Annotated in this window: 14 protein-coding genes and 1 pseudogene; 4 read left to right on the top strand and 11 right to left on the bottom strand. The window is 68.2% G+C overall.

Features of this window, described 5'->3' with window-relative positions:
* Positions 1-33: 33 nt before the first annotated feature.
* A complete protein-coding gene (locus LGM71_RS10235; protein ID WP_226114787.1) occupies positions 34-1329 on the top strand; it encodes an O-acetylhomoserine aminocarboxypropyltransferase/cysteine synthase family protein in 1296 nt (431 codons plus the stop codon).
* A gap of 154 nt (positions 1330-1483) precedes the next feature.
* A complete protein-coding gene (locus LGM71_RS10230; RefSeq protein ID WP_226114786.1) occupies positions 1484-2209 on the top strand; it encodes a ZIP family metal transporter in 726 nt (241 codons plus the stop codon).
* Positions 2210-2219: 10 nt separating this feature from the next.
* On the opposite strand, the gene LGM71_RS10225 is transcribed toward LGM71_RS10230, so the two are convergent.
* Both LGM71_RS10225 and LGM71_RS10220 read right to left on the bottom strand, forming a co-directional pair.
* Positions 2220-2717: a hypothetical protein gene (locus LGM71_RS10225; RefSeq protein ID WP_226114785.1), complete on the bottom strand. Its 498-nt coding sequence runs from the start codon at positions 2715-2717 to the stop codon at positions 2220-2222.
* 33 nt (positions 2718-2750) lie between these two features.
* On the bottom strand, positions 2751-3095 hold the full coding sequence (locus LGM71_RS10220) for a DUF4148 domain-containing protein (RefSeq protein WP_226115136.1): 345 nt from the start codon (positions 3093-3095) through the stop codon (positions 2751-2753).
* 101 nt (positions 3096-3196) lie between these two features.
* Between LGM71_RS10220 and LGM71_RS10215 the strand changes: the two are divergent.
* Positions 3197-3487: pseudogene (locus tag LGM71_RS10215) on the top strand (porin); the annotation flags it as partial.
* 204 nt (positions 3488-3691) lie between these two features.
* Here the strand turns inward: LGM71_RS10215 and LGM71_RS10210 are convergent.
* The gene (locus LGM71_RS10210) at positions 3692-3850 is read right to left on the bottom strand and encodes a hypothetical protein (RefSeq protein ID WP_226114784.1); all 159 of its coding nucleotides are present in this window, start codon (positions 3848-3850) and stop codon (positions 3692-3694) included.
* Positions 3851-4233: 383 nt separating this feature from the next.
* Between LGM71_RS10210 and LGM71_RS10205 the strand changes: the two genes are divergently transcribed.
* On the top strand, positions 4234-4518 hold the full coding sequence (locus LGM71_RS10205; protein WP_124620952.1) for a DUF4148 domain-containing protein: 285 nt from the start codon (positions 4234-4236) through the stop codon (positions 4516-4518).
* A gap of 94 nt (positions 4519-4612) precedes the next feature.
* Here the strand turns inward: LGM71_RS10205 and LGM71_RS10200 are convergent, their stop codons facing one another.
* The 8 genes from LGM71_RS10200 to LGM71_RS10165 all read right to left on the bottom strand — a co-directional run bounded on the left by LGM71_RS10200 (position 4613) and on the right by LGM71_RS10165 (position 17186).
* Positions 4613-6040 carry a heavy metal sensor histidine kinase gene (locus tag LGM71_RS10200; protein WP_226114783.1) on the bottom strand — a complete coding sequence of 476 codons (1428 nt, stop codon included), beginning with the start codon at positions 6038-6040 and terminating at the stop codon, positions 4613-4615.
* On the bottom strand, positions 6037-6720 hold the full coding sequence (irlR, locus tag LGM71_RS10195) for a heavy metal response regulator transcription factor IrlR (protein WP_124901390.1): 684 nt from the start codon (positions 6718-6720) through the stop codon (positions 6037-6039). Before irlR ends, LGM71_RS10200 begins: the two co-directional genes overlap by 4 nt.
* On the bottom strand, positions 6720-9932 hold the full coding sequence (locus LGM71_RS10190) for an efflux RND transporter permease subunit (protein WP_226114782.1): 3213 nt from the start codon (positions 9930-9932) through the stop codon (positions 6720-6722). The genes irlR and LGM71_RS10190 overlap by 1 nt, the downstream gene beginning before the upstream one ends.
* A 56-nt stretch (positions 9933-9988) precedes the next feature.
* A complete protein-coding gene (locus LGM71_RS10185) occupies positions 9989-11458 on the bottom strand; it encodes an efflux RND transporter periplasmic adaptor subunit (RefSeq protein WP_226114781.1) in 1470 nt (489 codons plus the stop codon).
* A gap of 26 nt (positions 11459-11484) precedes the next feature.
* Entirely contained in the window at positions 11485-12795 is a 1311-nt protein-coding gene (locus LGM71_RS10180; protein ID WP_226114780.1) for a TolC family protein, read from the bottom strand.
* A 243-nt stretch (positions 12796-13038) separates the two neighbouring features.
* The gene (locus tag LGM71_RS10175) at positions 13039-14247 is read right to left on the bottom strand and encodes a phosphotransferase enzyme family protein (RefSeq protein ID WP_226114779.1); all 1209 of its coding nucleotides are present in this window, start codon (positions 14245-14247) and stop codon (positions 13039-13041) included.
* A 36-nt stretch (positions 14248-14283) separates the two neighbouring features.
* A complete protein-coding gene (pnuC, locus tag LGM71_RS10170; protein WP_059531890.1) occupies positions 14284-14895 on the bottom strand; it encodes a nicotinamide riboside transporter PnuC in 612 nt (203 codons plus the stop codon).
* Positions 14896-14954: 59 nt separating this feature from the next.
* Complete coding sequence (locus tag LGM71_RS10165) at positions 14955-17186, bottom strand: TonB-dependent siderophore receptor (RefSeq protein WP_226114778.1); 2232 nt, start codon at positions 17184-17186, stop codon at positions 14955-14957.
* Positions 17187-17745 lie beyond the last annotated feature (559 nt).

Below are 17745 nucleotides of genomic sequence, written 5' to 3'. Positions count from 1 at the left end.
CGCTCGACCACGACAACAACAGACGGAGCACCCATGACCGATCAGGCCTCTTCGAACTGGCGCCTCGAAACCATCGCCGTGCACGGCGGCTATCGCCCCGACCCGACCACGCGCGCGGTCGCGGTGCCGATCTACCAGACCGTTGCGTACGCATTCGACGACACGCAGCACGGCGCGGACCTGTTCGACCTGAAGGTCCAGGGCAACATCTACACGCGAATCATGAACCCGACGACGGACGTACTCGAGAAGCGGATCGCCGCGCTCGAGGGCGGCATCGGCGCGCTCGCGCTGGCGTCGGGTCAGGCAGCGGTCACGTACGCGATCCAGACGATCGCCGAAGCTGGCGACAACATCGTGTCCGCCAGTTCGCTGTACGGCGGCACCTACAACCTGTTCGCGCATACGCTGCCGCAATACGGCATCACGACGCGCTTCGCCGATCCGCGCGACCCGGCGTCGTTCGAGCCGCTGATCGACGCGCGCACGAAGGCGATCTTCGCGGAATCGGTCGGCAACCCGCTCGGCAACGTGACCGATATCGCCGCGCTCGCGGAAGTCGCGCATCGCCACGGGATCCCGCTGATCGTCGACAACACGGTGCCGTCGCCGTACCTGCTGCGCCCGTTCGAACACGGTGCGGACATCGTCGTGCACTCGCTGACGAAGTATCTCGGCGGCCACGGCACGAGCCTCGGCGGCGCGATCGTCGATTCGGGCAAGTTCCCGTGGGCGCAGCACGCGGACCGCTTCAAGCGGCTCAACGAGCCCGACGTCAGCTATCACGGCGTCGTGTACACGGAAGCGTTCGGGCCGGCCGCCTATATCGGGCGCGCGCGGGTCGTGCCGCTGCGCAACATGGGCGCGGCGATCTCGCCGTTCAACGCGTTCCAGATCCTGCAGGGCATCGAGACGCTCGCGCTGCGCGTCGAGCGCATCAGCGACAACGCGCTGAAGATCGCGCAGCATCTCGCGCGCCACGAACACGTCGAGTGGGTGAACTACGCGGGGCTGCCCGATCACCCGGATCATCCGCTCGTCGCGCGCTACCTGTCGGGCCGTGCGCCCGGCATCCTGACGTTCGGCGTGAAGGGCGGCCGCGACGGCGGCGCGAAGTTCCAGGACGCGCTGAAGCTGTTCACGCGGCTCGTCAACATCGGCGACACAAAATCGCTCGCCACGCATCCGGCCTCGACGACGCACCGCCAGCTGTCGCCGGCCGAACTCGCGAAGGCCGGCGTGAAGGAGGAAACGGTGCGGCTGTCGATCGGCATCGAGCACATCGACGACCTGCTCGCCGATCTCGACCAGGCGCTCGCGCAGCTGTGACCCGACGCGGGCGTGCCGACACGCCCGCTTCAAATGTCTTGACCTTGAAGCGGCTTCAAGGTGTCCAATCCCCGGTTGATGCCGGGGCGACGCCCGGCACGAAACCGCCGTGCGCTGCAGCGCCCGCTGCGGCGCGCTCCACTGCCGAGGCCCCATGACACCGACCGCGAAGCTCGCGCTGCTCACGTTACCGCCGCTGCTGGCGGCCTGCTTCGGCGCCCTCGCCGCCGCATGGCGCGCACCGGGCCCGAAAACGTCGAGCGTCATCCAGCATTTCACCGGCGGCATCGTGTTCGCGGCGGCGGCGCTCGAGTTGCTGCCGCAGGATCGCGCGCACGCGCTGTTTCCGGTCGTCGTCGGCTTCGTGTTCGGCCTCGCGCTGATGCTCGCGATCCGTGCGCTGTCCGGCGCGGTCGAAACGCGCTTCGAGGACGCGCGGCTACCGGTCAGCCTGATCATCGTCACCGCGATCGATCTCGTCGTCGACGGCCTCGTGCTCGGCATCGCGTTCTCCGCGAGCGACGAAAGCGGCATCATCCTGACCATCGCGCTGACGCTCGAAGTGCTGTTCCTCGCGCTGTCGGTCAGTGCGGCGCTGGCGTCGGCAGGCGTCGGCCGCTTGCTCGCGATCGTCGTGCCCGTTGCGCTGGCCGCGCTGCTGAGTATCGCTGCCGTCGCCGGCAATGCGGCGTTCGCGGGGCTGCCGGCGAATCTCTACGCGGCGCTGCTCGGGCTCGGCACGGTCGCGCTGCTCTACCTCGTCACCGAGGAACTGCTGGTCGAAGCGCACGAAGTGCCGGAGACGCCATTTGCAACCGCCGCATTCTTCATCGGCTTCATCGTGTTCTTCCTGATCGAAGGTTCGGTGAAGACCGGCTGAAGCGCGAGCGTCACCACGTCGTCGCGGCCGTCGGATACGTATCGACGATGCGCGTGCCGTTGACGGGCGTCACGCCCTCATTGCGCAATGCGGCCCACAGGTCGATCGCATGTTCGCGCGACTTGCGGCTGCCGTCGTCGGTCAGCACGTTCAGCGCGATCACTTCGTCGCGCGTGGTGAGTTGCAGTTGTTCCTTCAGTTTGCGCGACTGATGCGACGCGGTACGGACCTCGCGGAGCACGATCCGCTGCTCGGCGAGCGGTGCCGGCGCAGCGCCCGCAGCGGCGGGCAGCAACGTCAGCTGCCCGTTCCCGACTTCGCATTGCCCGCGCGTGAACGTCGCGCTCCACTCGCCCGCCGGCACCGCCGCGAACTCGCAGCGCATCCGTTCGCTGGCGCGGCGGCCGACGTCGTGCTCCGGCGCATGCGACAGCGCGCGTTCCGGCCAGCCGGCCGCCATCGCGCCCGTCGTCGTCAGGCACGCGGCCAGTAGGATCGCTTTCATCATGTTGCGCATCGTCCATTCCTCCTCGCAAAAACATCAACGCACCGCGAAGCTGTCGTCATGCGCATCGACGACCGGCGCCGATTCGCCGCGATGCACCGTCGAGCGATGGATTTCCTGATTGCGGGCGATGGTGGCCGGGCTCGGCGGATAGTCGTGCTTCGGACTCGGGATCACGCCGTCGTGGCGGGCGCGCAGCAGCTCCTGGCGCACTTCCTGCCGGGTCCTGGACTGCGCGGTGGCCGACTGCGAGAAAGCGGCGATCGACAGCGTGGCAATGGCGATCGAAATCAGGGGTCGTCGCATGTTCATGAAATTGGCTCCTTGTCCGGAATGGGTAACGTGAGTTCCAAGATTGATCCGGCGTCGGTGCGCGATCATGAACACGGGATGACGATTTCGTCATCGCGCGCTTCTCCGTTTATCGTAGTACGAAGCAAATCAACGGGATGCTTCGGCACACATGACGCGCGGACGACAGCGGCTTCTTCAACTATCCGGCGAGCGCGAGCCTGCTCATCGGCGTCGGCTACCGCTACACGAAAGCCCGTGGCGATACGAGCGCTACCTATCACCAGGTGTCGGCCGGCGCGGACTACGTGCTGTCGACACGCGCCACTCTCTATGCGGTCGGCGCGTGGCAACGCGCGAACGTCGAGCAACGCACGTTCGACGGCGGCACGCAGACGGCGCAGGCGTCGATCGGCTCCTACGGCTACGACGGCACGTGCACGCAATGGATCGTCAATCTCGCGCTGCGCCATCGCTTCTGATCGGGGCAGCGGCAACGCGCGGGCTCGCGCGTGACGAAAATTTCATCTTCCGATCAGGTTCGCGATGGATCGTGTCGCTACGATCGAATGCGCGACGGGCGATGCCCGTCGCAATCCACGCAAGCGGATCGCTGTCACACGGCACGATTACGCGTTCGGCCCGGACACAGCGTGTGCCGGGCCTTTTTTCGTACGTGTGACGGATCAACGCGTGACGTTGCGCTTCGGGAACAGGCACGGATGCGTCTTCACGTAGAAGTTCGGATTGCCGCAGCGATGCCCCGCATAGTCGATCTGCTCGCCGGGCATCAGGCCGGTCGGCACTGAATTGCGCGCGGCCTTCGGTGCGGACGATCCGGCCATTCCGGTATCGGAACGGGACGAAGCGCAACCGGCGACCAACGGGGCAATCAGCAGGGCAAACAACGACAGGCGAATGGCGAGGCGATCCACGGTTGGGTCCGGAACGAAAGTCGAAACGAGACCGCCCGCCTTCCATGCCGGCGCGGCGAACGGTGCGCATGCCGTCGACACCGTCGGCCGTCGGCAAGCGCCATGCTCCGCTCTCCGCTCATCGCACGCATGACCCGAACATGACGATTGCGTCATGTCGGCGCGGCCCGCACGTTGCACACGCCGCCACGCAATCTGACGGATTTTTCATCTGCCGATCACGGTCACGCTCGGCTGTTTTCGCATACTGGGTCCATGGATCGCCACCCGGCGGCCTCACCAAGGAGAACTCCATGAAAACGGTCAAACTCGCTGCCCTGTTCGTCACCGCGACGCTGTCGCTCGGCATCGCCTCGCAAGCCGCGTTCGCGCAAACTCAAACGCAGGGCAAGACCCGCGCGGAAGTCATCAACGAACTGAAGCAGGCGCAGCACGACGGCGTGGTGCCGACGAGCAAGACGCAGTACCCGCCGGCCAGCGAGATCGTCGCGCGCAACAAGGAGCTTCACGGGCTTTCGGTACATGCCGGCGAGAAGGCCCCGCAGGCCGACAATCACGACAGCCTCGCGACCCGCTGATGGCGGTCAGGCGCGGGCGCTGCCGCGCAATCGCAGGCAGCGTGCCGCGCACCGCCGTATCGCAGCGAACGCGCGGCCGTGCCGGCGTGCGATCTCAAGCATGGGCCGCCGGCACCGTGTTCGGCGCGACCGGCGGCCGCTGCGGAAAACGCAGCCAGAATGTCGTGCGCCGGCCCGGATCGCTGTCGACGCCGCATTCGCCGCCATGATTGTTCATGATCGACCGGACGATCGCGAGGCCGAGGCCCGTCCCCGACGCCGAATTGTGCCGCGACGGATCGACGCGATAGAAGCGCTCGAAAATCCGCGCGACATGCTGCGCTTCGATGCCCGGCCCCGTATCCGATACGGCGATCGTCGTCGCGCCGGCCTGTTCCGAACAATCGATCGTCACGACGCTGCCGCGCGGCGCGTACGCCAGCGCATTGGACAGCAGGTTGCTCAACGCGCGCTGGTACAGCGTGAGATCCGCATCGACCCATGCGTAACCGTCGACCTTCACCGACACACCCGCATCCTCCGCAAGCGGCTCGTAATAGCCGGCGACACGCGAGGCTTCTTCGGCCGCATCGAGCCGCCGCACGTCGATCGACGTGCCGGCCTGCTCCGAGCGCGCGAGGAACAGCATGTCTTCGATCATCCTCGACAGCCGCTGATACTCGTCAATGCTCGACTCGATCACGCTCCGGTATTCGTCCGCGCTGCGCGGCTGCGACAGCACGACCTGCGCGGCCGCCTGCAGGTTCGTGAGCGGCGTGCGCATGTCGTGCGCGAGATTCGACGAGAACTGGCTCAACCGCGTAAACGATTCGTCCAGGCGAGCAAGCATCCCGTTGAACGCATGTTCCAGCTCCTTCAGTTCGCCTGACGTATCGAGTTCCGGCAGCGGATGAGCCAGGCGGCTCGTCGACATCTGCTCGGCCCGCGCCGCGAAGCGCCGGAGCGGGCTCAGCCCGAGCGCCGCGATGCCGTATGCGATCGCGGCCGCCAGCACGACGCCGAACACCTCGATCACGACGATCGTATAGGCATGCGTGCGCAGCAGCAGCACGTCGGCGCTGCGGTCGTACTGCACCGCGACGCGCACGACGGGCGCGCCCGCGCCGGCGAGCGGCACGGTCATCACCAGATACTGGTGCCGCACGCCGGGCGGCGCGACGAATACCGGGAGGCGGCCCGCGTCCGTCGACAGCAGCGGCGCGTAGGTCCGGAATCCCGGCGTGCCGACGATGCGCGTGCCGGCCGCATCGTAGATCGCCAGGTCCATGTTCGGATGCCCATGCAACTGGTCGACCCACATATCGGGGTTGCGCGCAACGTCGGCCGTCGAACGCGCTTCCGCCAGGTGCGTGCCCAGCGCGGCCGAAATACCGGCCATCTGCTCGGCCGCCGTCGTCTCGATGCGATTGCTCAACGCCTCGTACAGCGCGACGCCGCTCGATGCGAGGATCACCGACGTCGACAGGATGATCAGCGCGGTCAGGCGTCCGCGCAGCGTGCGCGGCAGCAGGCGCGCGATCATTTCGCCGCGCCGTCGCGCACTTCGAGCACGTAGCCCATCCCGCGCACGGTGTGGATCAGCTTCGGTTCATAGGCGTCGTCGATCTTCGAGCGCAGTCGCCGGATCGCCGAATCGACGACGTTCGTATCGCTGTTGAAGTTCATGTCCCACACCTGCGACGCGATCGTCGCGCGCGGCAGGATCTCGCCTTCGCGACGCATCAGCAGCCACAGCAGCGCGAATTCCTTCGCGGTCAGCAGGATCGTGTCGCGCTGCCGCATGGCCTTGCGGCGCGTCAGGTCGAGTTCGAGATCGGCCACGCGCAGCGTGTTCGAATCGCGCGGCTGGCCGCGCCGCAAGATCGACTTGATGCGCGCGGTGAGTTCGACGAAGTCGAAAGGCTTGGCCAGGTAATCATCGGCGCCGAGTTCGAGCCCCTTCACGCGATCACCGACATCGTCGCGCGCGGTGAGGAACAGCACGGGCGTCGACTTGCTGCGGCGCAGGTTCTGCAGCAGCGTCCAGCCGTCCTGCCCCGGCAGCATCACGTCGAGCACGAGCAGGTCGTACTCCTCGGTCTCGGCCTGGTGCTGGCCCGTGATGCCGTCCTCCACCCAGTCGACGACATAGCCGGCTTCGGTCAGGCCCTTGCGCAGATAGGCGCCCGTTTTCGGTTCATCCTCGACAATCAGAATTCGCATCACGCATTACCCTTGAAGAAACCCAGCCGCCGCAGCACGCCCGCGCCGAACCCGCCGCGCAATACCGCGCGCCACGACACCGCGTGGCTCACGCGGTACAGCACCGGCAGCACCAGCAGCGTCAGCGCCGTGGACGACAGGATACCGCCGATCACGACCGTCGCAAGCGGGCGCTGCACCTCGGCGCCGGTGCCGGTCGCGAACGCCATCGGCAGGAAGCCGAGCGACGCGACGAGCGCGGTCATCAGCACGGGCCGCAGCCGCGTGAGCGCGCCTTCGCGCACGGCCGCGTCGAGCGGCATCCCTTCGTCGCGCAGGTTGCGGATGAACGAGATCATCACGAGGCCGTTGAGCACGGCAACGCCCGACAGCGCGATGAAGCCGACCGCGGCTGTGATCGACAGCGGAATCCCGCGCAGCCACAGCGACACCACGCCGCCGCTCAGCGCGAACGGAATGCCGGTGAACACCAGCAGCCCGTCCTTCACGTTGTTGAACATCACGAACAGCAGCACGAACACCATGAACAGCGCGAGCGGCACGACGAGCTTCAGCCGCTCGCTCGCACTCTGCAACTGCTCGAACTGGCCGCCCCACGACACCCAGTAGCCGGCCGGCACGCGCACGTCCTGCTGCAGCTGCTCGCGCGCGTCGGCGACGAACGAGCCGACGTCGCGGCCACGCACGTTCGCGCTGACGACGACGCGCCGCTTGCCGTCCTCGCGGCTGATCTGGTTCGGGCCCGGCGCGACCTCGATCGTCGCGAGTTCGGCCAGCGGCACGTACGGCGCCTGCGCGAGCGGCGCGCTGGCGCCCGCGGCCGGCGCGGGCAGCGCGATCGGCAGCCGCTTGATCGCCTCGATGTCGGAGCGCAGCTCGTCCGGCAGCCGCACGACGATGTCGAAGCGCCGGTCGCCCTGGAACAGCGTCCCCGCCTTCTGCCCGCCGACGGCCGCGGCCACCGTATCCTGCAGGTCGGCGACCGTCACGCCGTAGCGCGCGAGCTTGTCGCGGTCGAGGTTGACGGTCAGCACGGGCAGGCCGGTGGTCTGCTCGACTTTCACTTCGGAAGCGCCCGGCACCTTCTGCAGCGCGGCCGCGATCTGCTCGCCGGTCTGGTTCAGCACCGCCATGTCGTCGCCGAAGATCTTCACCGCGACGTCGCTGCGCACGCCCGAGATCAGCTCGTTGAAGCGCAGCTGGATCGGCTGCGAGAACTCGTACGCGTTGCCCGGCAGTTCCGCGAGCGCCGCCTCGATCTCGCGCACGAGCCGATCGCGCGGCTTCTTCGGGTCGGGCCACTGGTCGGCCGGTTTCAGCATGATGTAGCCGTCAGACAGGTTCGGCGGCATCGGATCTGCCGCGATCTCGGCCGTGCCGGTGCGCGCGAACACGCGCTCGATTTCCGGGAAGCGCGCCTTCAACGTCTTCTCGATCGCCTTCTGCATCTCGACCGACTGCGACAGGCTCGTGCCGGGAATCCGCAGCGCGGCGACCGCGAGATCGCCCTCGTTCAGGCTCGGGATGAACTCGCTGCCGAGCCGCGTCGCGAGCCCGAGCGTTGCCAGCACGATCGCACCGGCGCCGAGCATCACGCGCGCGGGGCGCGTCATGAACGCGGCGAGCACCGGCTCGTACGCGCGCCGCGCCCAGCCCATCAGCCGGTTCTCCTTCTCCTCGACCCGCTCGCCGATGAACAACGCGACGGCCGCCGGAATGAACGTGACGGTCAGCACCATCGCGGCCGCGAGCGCCATCACGACGGTCACGGCCATCGGATGGAACATCTTGCCTTCGACGCCGGTCAGCGCAAAGATCGGCAGGTACACCACCATGATGATCAGTTGCCCGAAGATCAACGCGCGCCGCGCTTCCTGCGACGCGCCGAACACTTCCGCAAAGCGCTCGTCGCGCGTGAGCGGCCGCCCGGCCGCCGACTGAGCATGCGCGAGCCGCCGCACGCAGTTCTCGACGATCACCACCGCGCCGTCGACGATGATCCCGAAGTCGAGCGCACCGAGGCTCATCAGGTTCGCGCTCACCTTCGCGTTGACCATGCCGGTGAAAGTCATCAGCATCGACAGCGGAATCACGAGCGCGGTGATCAGCGCCGCGCGGATGTTGCCGAGGAACAGGAACAGCACGGCAATCACCAGCACCGCGCCTTCGAGCAGGTTCTTCTTCACCGTCGCGACGGCTTTCTCGACGAGCACCGTGCGGTCGTACACGGGAATCGCCTTCACGCCGGCCGGCAGCGTTCGGTTCACGTCCTCCATCTTCGCGGCGACGGCCTTCGCAACGGAGCGGCTGTTCTCGCCCATCAGCATGAACACCGTGCCGAGCACGACCTCCTCGCCGTTCGACGTCGCGGCGCCGGTACGCAGCTCGCGGCCGATGTCGACCTGCCCGACCTCCTTCATCCGCACCGGCACGCCGCCGACGTTGGTCAGCACGATGTTCGCGATGTCGTCGACGGTGCGCGCCTGGCCCGGCACGCGCACGAGATACTGTTCGCCGCGCTTTTCGATGTAGCCGGCGCCGACGTTGTCGTTGTTGCGCTCCAGCGCGCGCACGACGTCGGCGAGCGTCAGCCCGTACGACATCAGCTTCGCCGGATTGGGCGCGACGCGGTATTCCTTCACGTAGCCGCCGATCGAGTTCACCTCGGTCACGCCGCGCACGTTGCGCAGCTGCGGCCGGATGACCCAGTCCTGCAGCTCGCGCAGGTCGGCCGCCGTATAGCGCGTGCCGTCGGGCTTGCGCGCGTTGGCGTCGGCCTCGACCGTCCACAGGTAGATCTCGCCGAGGCCGGTCGACGTCGGCCCCATCGCGGGTGCGATGCCGGCCGGCAGCTTGTCCTTCGCTTCCTGGATGCGCTCGTTGACGAGCTGCCGCGCGAAATAGATGTCGGTGCCGTCCTTGAAGATCACCGTGACCTGCGACAGCCCGTAGCGCGAAATCGAGCGCGTCTGTTCGAGGCCCGGCAGCCCGGCCATCATCGTCTCGATCGGGTAGGTGATGCGCTGCTCGGCCTCGAGCGGCGAGTAGCCGGGCGCGGCCGTGTTGATCTGCACCTGCACGTTGGTGATGTCGGGCACCGCATCGATCGGCAGCTTCTGGTAGCTGAACACGCCCAGCGCGGCCACGGCCGCGATCGCCAGCATCACGAGCCAGCGGTGCGCAATCGCAAAGCGGATCAGGCGTTCAAACATGGCAGGATTCCTTGAGGCGGGGACCGGCCACTGCGTGGGCCGTCGGTGCGTGACGTTCATTCATGTTCCGCACTCCCCTTGCCGAGCTCGGCCTTCAGCACGAAGCTGTTCGAGGCCACATATTCCTGGCCCGGCTTGAGCCCCTTCAGCACTTCGGTCGCGCGTTCGTCGCGCCGCCCCGTCTCGACGGCCTGTGCGACGAAGCCCTTCGGCGAGCGCACGAATACCGACGGCACGCTGTCGACGTCTTGCAGCGCGTCGCTCGCGACCGCGAGCGCAACGGCCTGCTTGCCCGCGTCGACCGACACGTTCACGAACATTCCCGGCCGCCACACGCCGTCCGGGTTCGGCAGCACGACGCGCGCGGGCGCGGTGCGCGTCTGTTCGCCGAGCAGCGAGCCCACGTAAGCGATCGGGCCGCTCGAGCGCGATTCGAATGCGGTCGCGCTGACGGTCGCATCGCGGCCGACACGCACGTCGTTCAGCCGCTGCGCGGGCACGGCCATCTCGGCCCACACCGTCGACAGGTCGGAGATCACGAACATGCTCGCGTCGGCCGCGATCGCTTCGCCGGGCGTCGCATGCTTCTCGACGATCGTGCCCGCAAACGGCGCGCGCAACTCGTAGCGATTCAGCGCGCCCGCGCCCGCCGGCGCGTTCAGTGCGGCCAGTTTCTGCCGCGCGTTCTGCACGGCGATCTCGGCCTCGCGCAACTGAACCTGCGCCTGCTGATAGTCCTGTTCCGCCGAGATGCGCTCCTGCCACAGCGTGCGTTCGCGTTCATAGGTCGCGCGCGCACCCGACAACCGGCGTTCGGCGGTCAGCAGTTCGCTGCGACGGTCCGCGAGATCGGTGCTCGCGATCACGGCCAGCACCTGCCCCTTCGCGATGTTCTGCCCGAGCGACACCGACACCTGTTCGACGATGCCGGCCACGCGCGGCACGACGTGCGCGGTGCGGTCCTCGTTGAATTTGATCTCGCCCGGCAGCTGGAACGGCGTGGCGATCTGCGCGGGGCCGGCCTTCGCCAGCGCGATCTTCGACGTCCGCAATTGCGCGTCGGTCAGCGCGATCGCGCCGTCCGTGCGGGCGAACGGGAACGACGCGGCCTGGTTGCCCGCCTTGATGTCGATCGTCGCGTCGAACACGTGCGGCTTCGCGATCGACTGCGCCGAAACGAACTTCTGGCCCGCCGCGTCGAAACGCATCGGTTCGTGCGAGCGGTCGTACCGCACCAGCGTGCCGGACACGGCAACGCCCGTGTCGACCGGCTTGCCGTCGACGAACGGATAGACGACGAGCCGCGCGTCGCCAGGCTTTTCCGTCATCACGATCTCGACGGACAGTTTGCCGCGCGTGAGCACGACGCCACCGTGCGAGCCGGTGCCAACGCCGTCGGCCGCCTGTGCAGCTTCGGTGCCCGCGGGGGCGGACACACTGCCTCGCGTGACGGCGAGCGCGCCGAGCACGATCCCGACGCCGCCGAGCAAGGCCGCTGCAATGATGAAGATTCTGCTGCGTGACATGATGATCCTTCAGGTAAGAAGCGCGGCTATTGCGCGCCGGCCGCGAGCGGCGTGCCGACGAGCCGACCGATGTCGGCGCGGGCCGCATGCGCGTCGGCGAGCGCGCGCACGTATTGCGATTGCCCCTGGAACAGCGTGCGCTGCGCGTCGAGCACGTCGAGGAAGCTGAACTTGCCGAGCTCGTAGCCACGCGACATCGCATCGAGCGCGCGCCGCGCGCCGGGCAGGATGTCGGTCTTCAGCCGCCGCGCTTCCTGCGCCGCCGCGTCGAAATTCGCATACGCCTGCGTAAGTTCGAGCCGCAGCCGCGTACGTTCGCGGTCGAGATCGGCATTCGCGCGCTCGGCCTTGTGCGTCGCTTCGAGCAGCGCGCCGCGGTTCGTGTCGAACAGCGGAATCGGAATCGACACGCCGACGACCGCCTGGTTGTCGGGCACGCCGCCGGTCGTCACCCGCTTCACGCCGGCGCTGACCGTCACGTCGGGAATACGCCGCGCGCGTTCGAGCGACACGGCCGCGTTCGAGCGCAGCATCTCCGCACGCGCGACGCGCGCGAGCGGCGCGTCTTCGAGCTGCGCGGTCAGCGCCGACAGCGGCTCGACCGCAGGCACCGTTTCCAGATCCCCGAGCGCGACGCGCCGGTCGCCGCGCGCTTCACCCATCGCCGCATTCAGCTTCTCGCGCGCGACGTCGACACGGCCGCGCGCGGTCGTCACCTCGATCTGCACGCCGGCCGCCGCCACCTGCGCCTTGGTCGCCTCGACCGGCGACACCTTGCCGGCCTGCGCGCGGCGCCCCGCGAGGTCCGCCGAGCGCGCGGCGATCGCGGCCGACTCTTCGGTAACCTGAAGTTGCCGCTGCGCGGCAAGCAATCCGTAGAACGCCGCGATCACATCGGCGCGCACAGCAGCAACCTGCTCGTCGAGCGACGCATTCGCGGCCTCCCGGCCGTACGATGCGACGTCGAGCCGCGCGCGACGTTTGCCCCCGAGTTCGAGGGTCTGGTTGATCAACGCGGTCGACGTGCGTTCCGCGCGGCTGAAGCCTTCCTGCAGGAACGACACTTCCGGATTGGGACGTGCGCCGGCCTGCATCAGCGCGCCGGCCGATGCATCGACGTCCGCACGCGCGCCGCGCAGTGCCGGGTTGTTGCTGGCTGCCGCCGCGAGCGCGTCGGACAGCGTCAGCGACGGGGAAGAAGATGTGTCGGACGGCGGGGCGGCACCGGAAGCCGTCGGGGCCAAGGCCTGGGCCGGTGCCGCGACCTGCAGCGACTGCGCATGGGCCGTCGCGGCCGTCGCGAAGACGACGGCCGCGGCGAGGGTGAGCTTGAGCATGTTCGGTTCTGCGATAACGGTTCGCACCGATGCTACGGATCGGGTGCAGTGCGAACATGAGCCGAAGATGACAATTCCGTCATGTTGAATGCGACGGAGTGCGGACGTGCGGCGTCCTGCGGCAGCAGGATCCGCTTCGTAGATCGGACGGTTTCAGTGAATGTGCGGTGCGATCGCCGCGCGGAAGAAAAATGAGGCCCGGCCAGCCGACACTGCCGGCTCGTCAATGTCCGGCACGCAGCGTTACACGCTGCCCCGCTTCGCGCGCCGGCGTTGCACCAGCCAGTCGAGCAGGTCTCGTCCGTCGCGTTCGCCGAACCAGCGCGCGTGCCCGAGCAGGTAGCCGTCGTACGCGATGTCGACGATCGCCGGGGCGTCGATGATGCACCCGAAATACGCGACCTCCGACAGCGCGAACTCCACATGCACGATCGGCAGCATCGCGACCAGCGCCGCGTACGCATCGTCGCTCAGCGGTTCGAGCGATTCGTAGCCGTCGAGCAGCGCATCGATGTGCGCGTATTCGATGCGGCGCGCATCGGCCGGCGCCATCCAGTCGATCGTATTGCGCTCGATCGCCAGCGCGACGTCCATCACCGCGCACGTGCGATCGGACAGGCCGAAGTCGAGCACCGTGCGCACCCGCGCGCCGGGGCCGGCATCGGTCCACAGCAGGTTCGACGCATGCCAGTCGCCGTGCGTCCACAGCGGCGGCAGCGCGGGCAGCAGCGGCACGAGGCGCGCATGATACGGGCCGATCGCATCCGCCACATCGCCACGCCAGTCGCGCGTGCCGAGCGCGCGCACCAGCAGCGGCTGCGCATCGACCCAGCGTTCGAGCGCGCCCGCCAGATCGGTGGACGACAGCACCCGGAAACTCGACAACAGCGTGCGCACGGGCCGCGCCGGCGCATCGTAGCCGGCCGACGCGCGATGCAGTTCGGCCAGTGCGCGGCCGGCTGCGTACGCATGCGAAGCATGGGTGAACGGCTGCCACGACATCACGCCGCGATACGAGTCGACACCGGGCGCGACCGCGTGCACTTCGTAGGTCCAGTCGCCGGATGCAAACGCGGTCGCACCGTCGCGACCGGCGAGCACGTGGGCGACCGGAATGCCGCGTTCACCCAGATGCGCGATGAAGCGATGCTCTTCCTCGAGCCCGGCGACATCACGCAGGCTCACGTGATGACGCTTGACGAACAGTGTGCGCTCGTCTGTCGTGCGCACCAGCACGGCCGCCGAGAACGGCCGCGGGCTGTGCCACGCAAGCCGCGCCGGCGCGCCGACGCCATCGATCCGCGCGAGCACGCCCGCGACTTCGTCGTGCGTCATCAGCGGCCAGTCGCGTTCGGCCTGCTCGCCGTCGACGCCGAATTGCGGCGGGGCGACGTCCCGCGCGGCGGCAGCGTCACGCGACGCAGGCGCGTTCGGCTCGAGAGGAAATGTCATGGACGACGCAGCTCCGTAGTTGAATCGGCCCGTGAATCAGCCCGCCGGGCTTGCCGTTGCGCGCAGCGCGTCGGCCGTCCGGCTCCAGTCGCGCCAGCCGATGACGGCGAGCGCGATGAACAGCGCATAGAGTCCGGCCGTCAGATACAGTTCCTTGAACACGAACATCCCGACGTACACGACGTTCACGACGATCCACAACCCCCACGACGCGATGTAGCGCCGCGCGGTCCAGTATTGCGCGACGAGGCTGAACGCGGTCAGCGACGCGTCCACGAACGGCAGCGCCGCATCGGTCCAGCGCGCCATCATTCCGCCGAGCAGCGCGCTGCCGACAACGGCCGCGATCAGGTCGGGCAACATCTGCCGGGGCCGCACGCCGGTGACGGGCGCGACGTCGCCTGCCGGCGCCGCGCCGCCGCTCGCCTCGAGCGTACGCTGCGCGATCCAGCGGCGCCAGCCGTACACCTGCAGCACCGCGAACGCACCCTGCAGCAGCATGTCGGAATACAGCTTCGCGTCGAAGAAGATCCAGCCGTACAACGCGACCGACGCGAGCCCGACCGGCCAGCACAGCATGCGCCGCTTCGCGGTCAGCCAGATCGCGAGCGCGCTGACGATCACGCCGGCGATTTCGAGTGGGGACATCGTCTGTACTCTCCTGGTTGGCTGCCGGGGCCGCGCATCACGCGGCCGGGTCCGGACGATCAGAAATCATAGGTCAACGATACGCGGGCGGTGCGCGGCGCGCCCGGGAACAGGTACGCGTCGCCCTGCTGCTCGCCCGCGTCGCGCCAGTAGAACTTGTTGAACAGGTTGTCCACCGACACGCGCAGCACCGTGCGATGGCCCGCGATCTTCGTCGTGTAGCGCGCGCCGAGATTGAACACGAACCACGACGGCACGCGCGCGGTGCCCTCTTCGTTCGCGTTGCGGCCCGCGCTGTATTCGACGCCGCCGAGCATGTTCAGTCCCGCGACGCCCGGTACCGCGTAGTCCGCATACAGCGACGCGCGCAGCGCCGGCACGTTGATGATCTGGTGCCCTTCGTACGCCGGCGACCCCGAATCGTACGCGCGCGCGCGAATCGCCGCGACGCTCGCCGTCAGCGACAGCCGCTCCGTGAGCCGTCCGGCCGCGCCGAGCTCGATCCCCTGGTGGCGCTGCGTGCCGCGCTGCACGAAGGTATAGCTCGTGCCGGACGCATCGGGATCGGCGAACTGGAACGGCTTGCTGATCGAGAACACGGCGGCCGTCAGACTCAGCCGGTCGAGCCAGTCGTATTTCGCGCCGAGCTCGAACTGGTGCGATTCGACCGGCGGCAGGAACGCATACGCGTTGGTCGCGCGCACCGGCGCCTGGTCGCCGAGCGACAGCGCCTTGCTGTACGACGCGTACAGCGACAGCACGTTCACCGGCTTGTAGACGAGCGCGACCTGCGGCAGGAACACCGAGCGATCGGTGTGCGTCGCATCGCCGTCGAGGCTGCTCCAGCTGCGCTGGCGCAGCAGCACTTCCTTGCCGCCGGCGAGCACCTGCCAGTGTTCGCCGATGCTGATGCGGTCGAGCCCGAACACACCGTACTGCCATGAATCGAGCTGCGGATACGACGGCCCGGCCGTATTCGGCGACGGCGCGAACGCGACGTCGGGCCCGTAGACGTTCTCGCTGCCCACATAGTCGTACACGGCGTTCGCCATGTGCACGACGCGGCGCTGCACGCTCACGCCGAGCGTCAGTTCATGGCGCAGCGGGCCCGTTGCGAACTTGCCCGTCGTCACCGCGCGCAAGTCGTCGTTGCGACGGTATTCGCCGGGGCTGCGGAAGTCGTAGACGTCGTAGTCGCCGTTCGCGCCGAAGAAGAACGGCGACGTCGTGCCGGCCGCACAGCTCGCCGCGTAATAGCAGCCGTACGCGAACGCGCTGTTGTCGTCGATCATCGTGCGGCTGCGGCCCGCCGCGACATACGCCTTCCAGTCGTCGTTGAACTGGTAGTCGAAGCGCGCGTTCAGGTTCAGCGCATCGGTCGTCACAGGTTTCGCCCACGGCTGCGTGCCGAGCGCCTTCGACGTCGTCTTGACCGACGGCACGACGGTGCCGCCGAGCAACTGGTAGCCGGGCGCGGAACGCTGGATCCACTGCTGGAATTCGGCGTTGAGCTGCAGGCTCGCGCGCGGGCTGATGTCCCAGTCGGCGGCGATCGAGCCGAACGTGCGCCGTCCGTTCGTGCCGTCGATGTACGAGTGCATGTTCTCCTTCGCGGCATTGATCCGGAACCCGAACTGATGGTCGGGGCCGAAGCGGCGGCCGAGATCGACGGCCGCCGACGTCGAGCCGCGGCTGTCGACGCCGCCCGTCACGCTCGCGACGTTCGCCGAGCGCTTCGAGACGAAGTTGATCACGCCGCCCGGTGCGACCACGCCGCTGTCGATGCCGGCCAGCCCTTTCAGGATCTCGACGCGCTCCTTGTTCTCGAGCGGCACGTTCTGCTCGCCGGACACCGTCAGACCGTCGATCCGGATCGCACTCGCGAGATCGACCGGGAAGCCGCGGATCGCGAAGCCTTCGAAATAGCCGACCGGCGCGTAGTCGTTGACGACCGATGCGTCGTTGCGCACCACGTCGCTCAGGCGCTTCGCCTGCTGGTCGTCGATCTGCGCGCGCGTGACGACGTTGACGGACGCCGGCGTGTCGCGCAGCGGCGCATCGTCGAGCCCCGTGACCGATGCTTCGCGCGCACGAAACGTGTTCTCGCGCGCGCCGGTAACCGTGATCGTCGGTAGCGCTGCACTGCCGGCCGCATCGGCGTCCGGCGCCAGTGCGTCGCCCTGTGCCGCAGCGGCCTGCGCCGCGAAAAGCGTGATGCCGAGACCGACGCCAAGCCCGGCCTTCGTGCGCCGCCGCCGTGCGGGCGCCGCTGTTGTTCTATTCACCGTCATTGTTCTGGATGGAAAACTCGCCACTCGACCCTGTCGAAACACTCGAAACTCGTTATGCAGCCGCGAAGCGCGACCTCGCGCAAGAATCCGCAACGGTCCCTGCGGCCGCCGGGCACGAACGTCGACACGACATTCGCCAGACGAGTCGGACGATCGGGCCGCATGCGTGCCGATCGATCGGGAAAGCGCAGGATGGGACATCGGATGACGATGACGCGCCGGGCAACGACGCAGCCGTCGACCGCTTCGTCGGGGGCGTGTCGGGCGGACGGCGGCATCGCGCGGTCTTGTCATGCGGGGGGACGCTTCGAACGCCCCGTTACGGGCGCGACGTACTTGCGCGCGCCATTCGCTGGAACGGCGGCGTGCCCGTCGCGCACGACATCGCGGCGCGGCGCGCATTTTACCCCGGGCGGGGCCGACCGCCCTCGAATCGGGCAAATCGGAGGCGTGGAAGGCGGGAACGGAAACCGCGCGACTCACGCGGCACGGCGACGGTGTTGATGTGCGCGTGACTGGCGTTGTGCGCGGCCATGTCGATGACCGGCACAGTCACGTG

Origin of the sequence: Burkholderia sp. AU33545 (genome assembly GCF_020419685.1) — a bacterium.
In the GTDB taxonomy this organism is placed as follows: Bacteria; Pseudomonadota; Gammaproteobacteria; order Burkholderiales; family Burkholderiaceae; genus Burkholderia; species Burkholderia diffusa.
The sequence above is the reverse complement of the archived record's forward strand: the minus strand, read 5'-3'. Positions and strand labels throughout refer to the sequence as shown.

Coding starts and splice junctions, on each gene's coding strand:
- LGM71_RS10235 (WP_226114787.1), top strand. CDS start 34: ATGACCGATCAGGCCTCTTCGAACTGGCGCCTCGAAACCATCGCCGTG.
- LGM71_RS10205 (WP_124620952.1), top strand. CDS start 4,234: ATGAAAACGGTCAAACTCGCTGCCCTGTTCGTCACCGCGACGCTGTCG.
- LGM71_RS10175 (WP_226114779.1), bottom strand. CDS start 14,247: ATGACATTTCCTCTCGAGCCGAACGCGCCTGCGTCGCGTGACGCTGCC.
- LGM71_RS10220 (WP_226115136.1), bottom strand. CDS start 3,095: ATGATCGCGCACCGACGCCGGATCAATCTTGGAACTCACGTTACCCAT.
- LGM71_RS10210 (WP_226114784.1), bottom strand. CDS start 3,850: ATGGCCGGATCGTCCGCACCGAAGGCCGCGCGCAATTCAGTGCCGACC.
- irlR (WP_124901390.1), bottom strand. CDS start 6,720: ATGCGAATTCTGATTGTCGAGGATGAACCGAAAACGGGCGCCTATCTG.
- LGM71_RS10190 (WP_226114782.1), bottom strand. CDS start 9,932: ATGTTTGAACGCCTGATCCGCTTTGCGATTGCGCACCGCTGGCTCGTG.
- LGM71_RS10200 (WP_226114783.1), bottom strand. CDS start 6,040: ATGATCGCGCGCCTGCTGCCGCGCACGCTGCGCGGACGCCTGACCGCG.
- LGM71_RS10225 (WP_226114785.1), bottom strand. CDS start 2,717: ATGATGAAAGCGATCCTACTGGCCGCGTGCCTGACGACGACGGGCGCG.
- LGM71_RS10165 (WP_226114778.1), bottom strand. CDS start 17,186: ATGACGGTGAATAGAACAACAGCGGCGCCCGCACGGCGGCGGCGCACG.
- LGM71_RS10230 (WP_226114786.1), top strand. CDS start 1,484: ATGACACCGACCGCGAAGCTCGCGCTGCTCACGTTACCGCCGCTGCTG.
- LGM71_RS10185 (WP_226114781.1), bottom strand. CDS start 11,458: ATGTCACGCAGCAGAATCTTCATCATTGCAGCGGCCTTGCTCGGCGGC.
- pnuC (WP_059531890.1), bottom strand. CDS start 14,895: ATGTCCCCACTCGAAATCGCCGGCGTGATCGTCAGCGCGCTCGCGATC.
- LGM71_RS10180 (WP_226114780.1), bottom strand. CDS start 12,795: ATGCTCAAGCTCACCCTCGCCGCGGCCGTCGTCTTCGCGACGGCCGCG.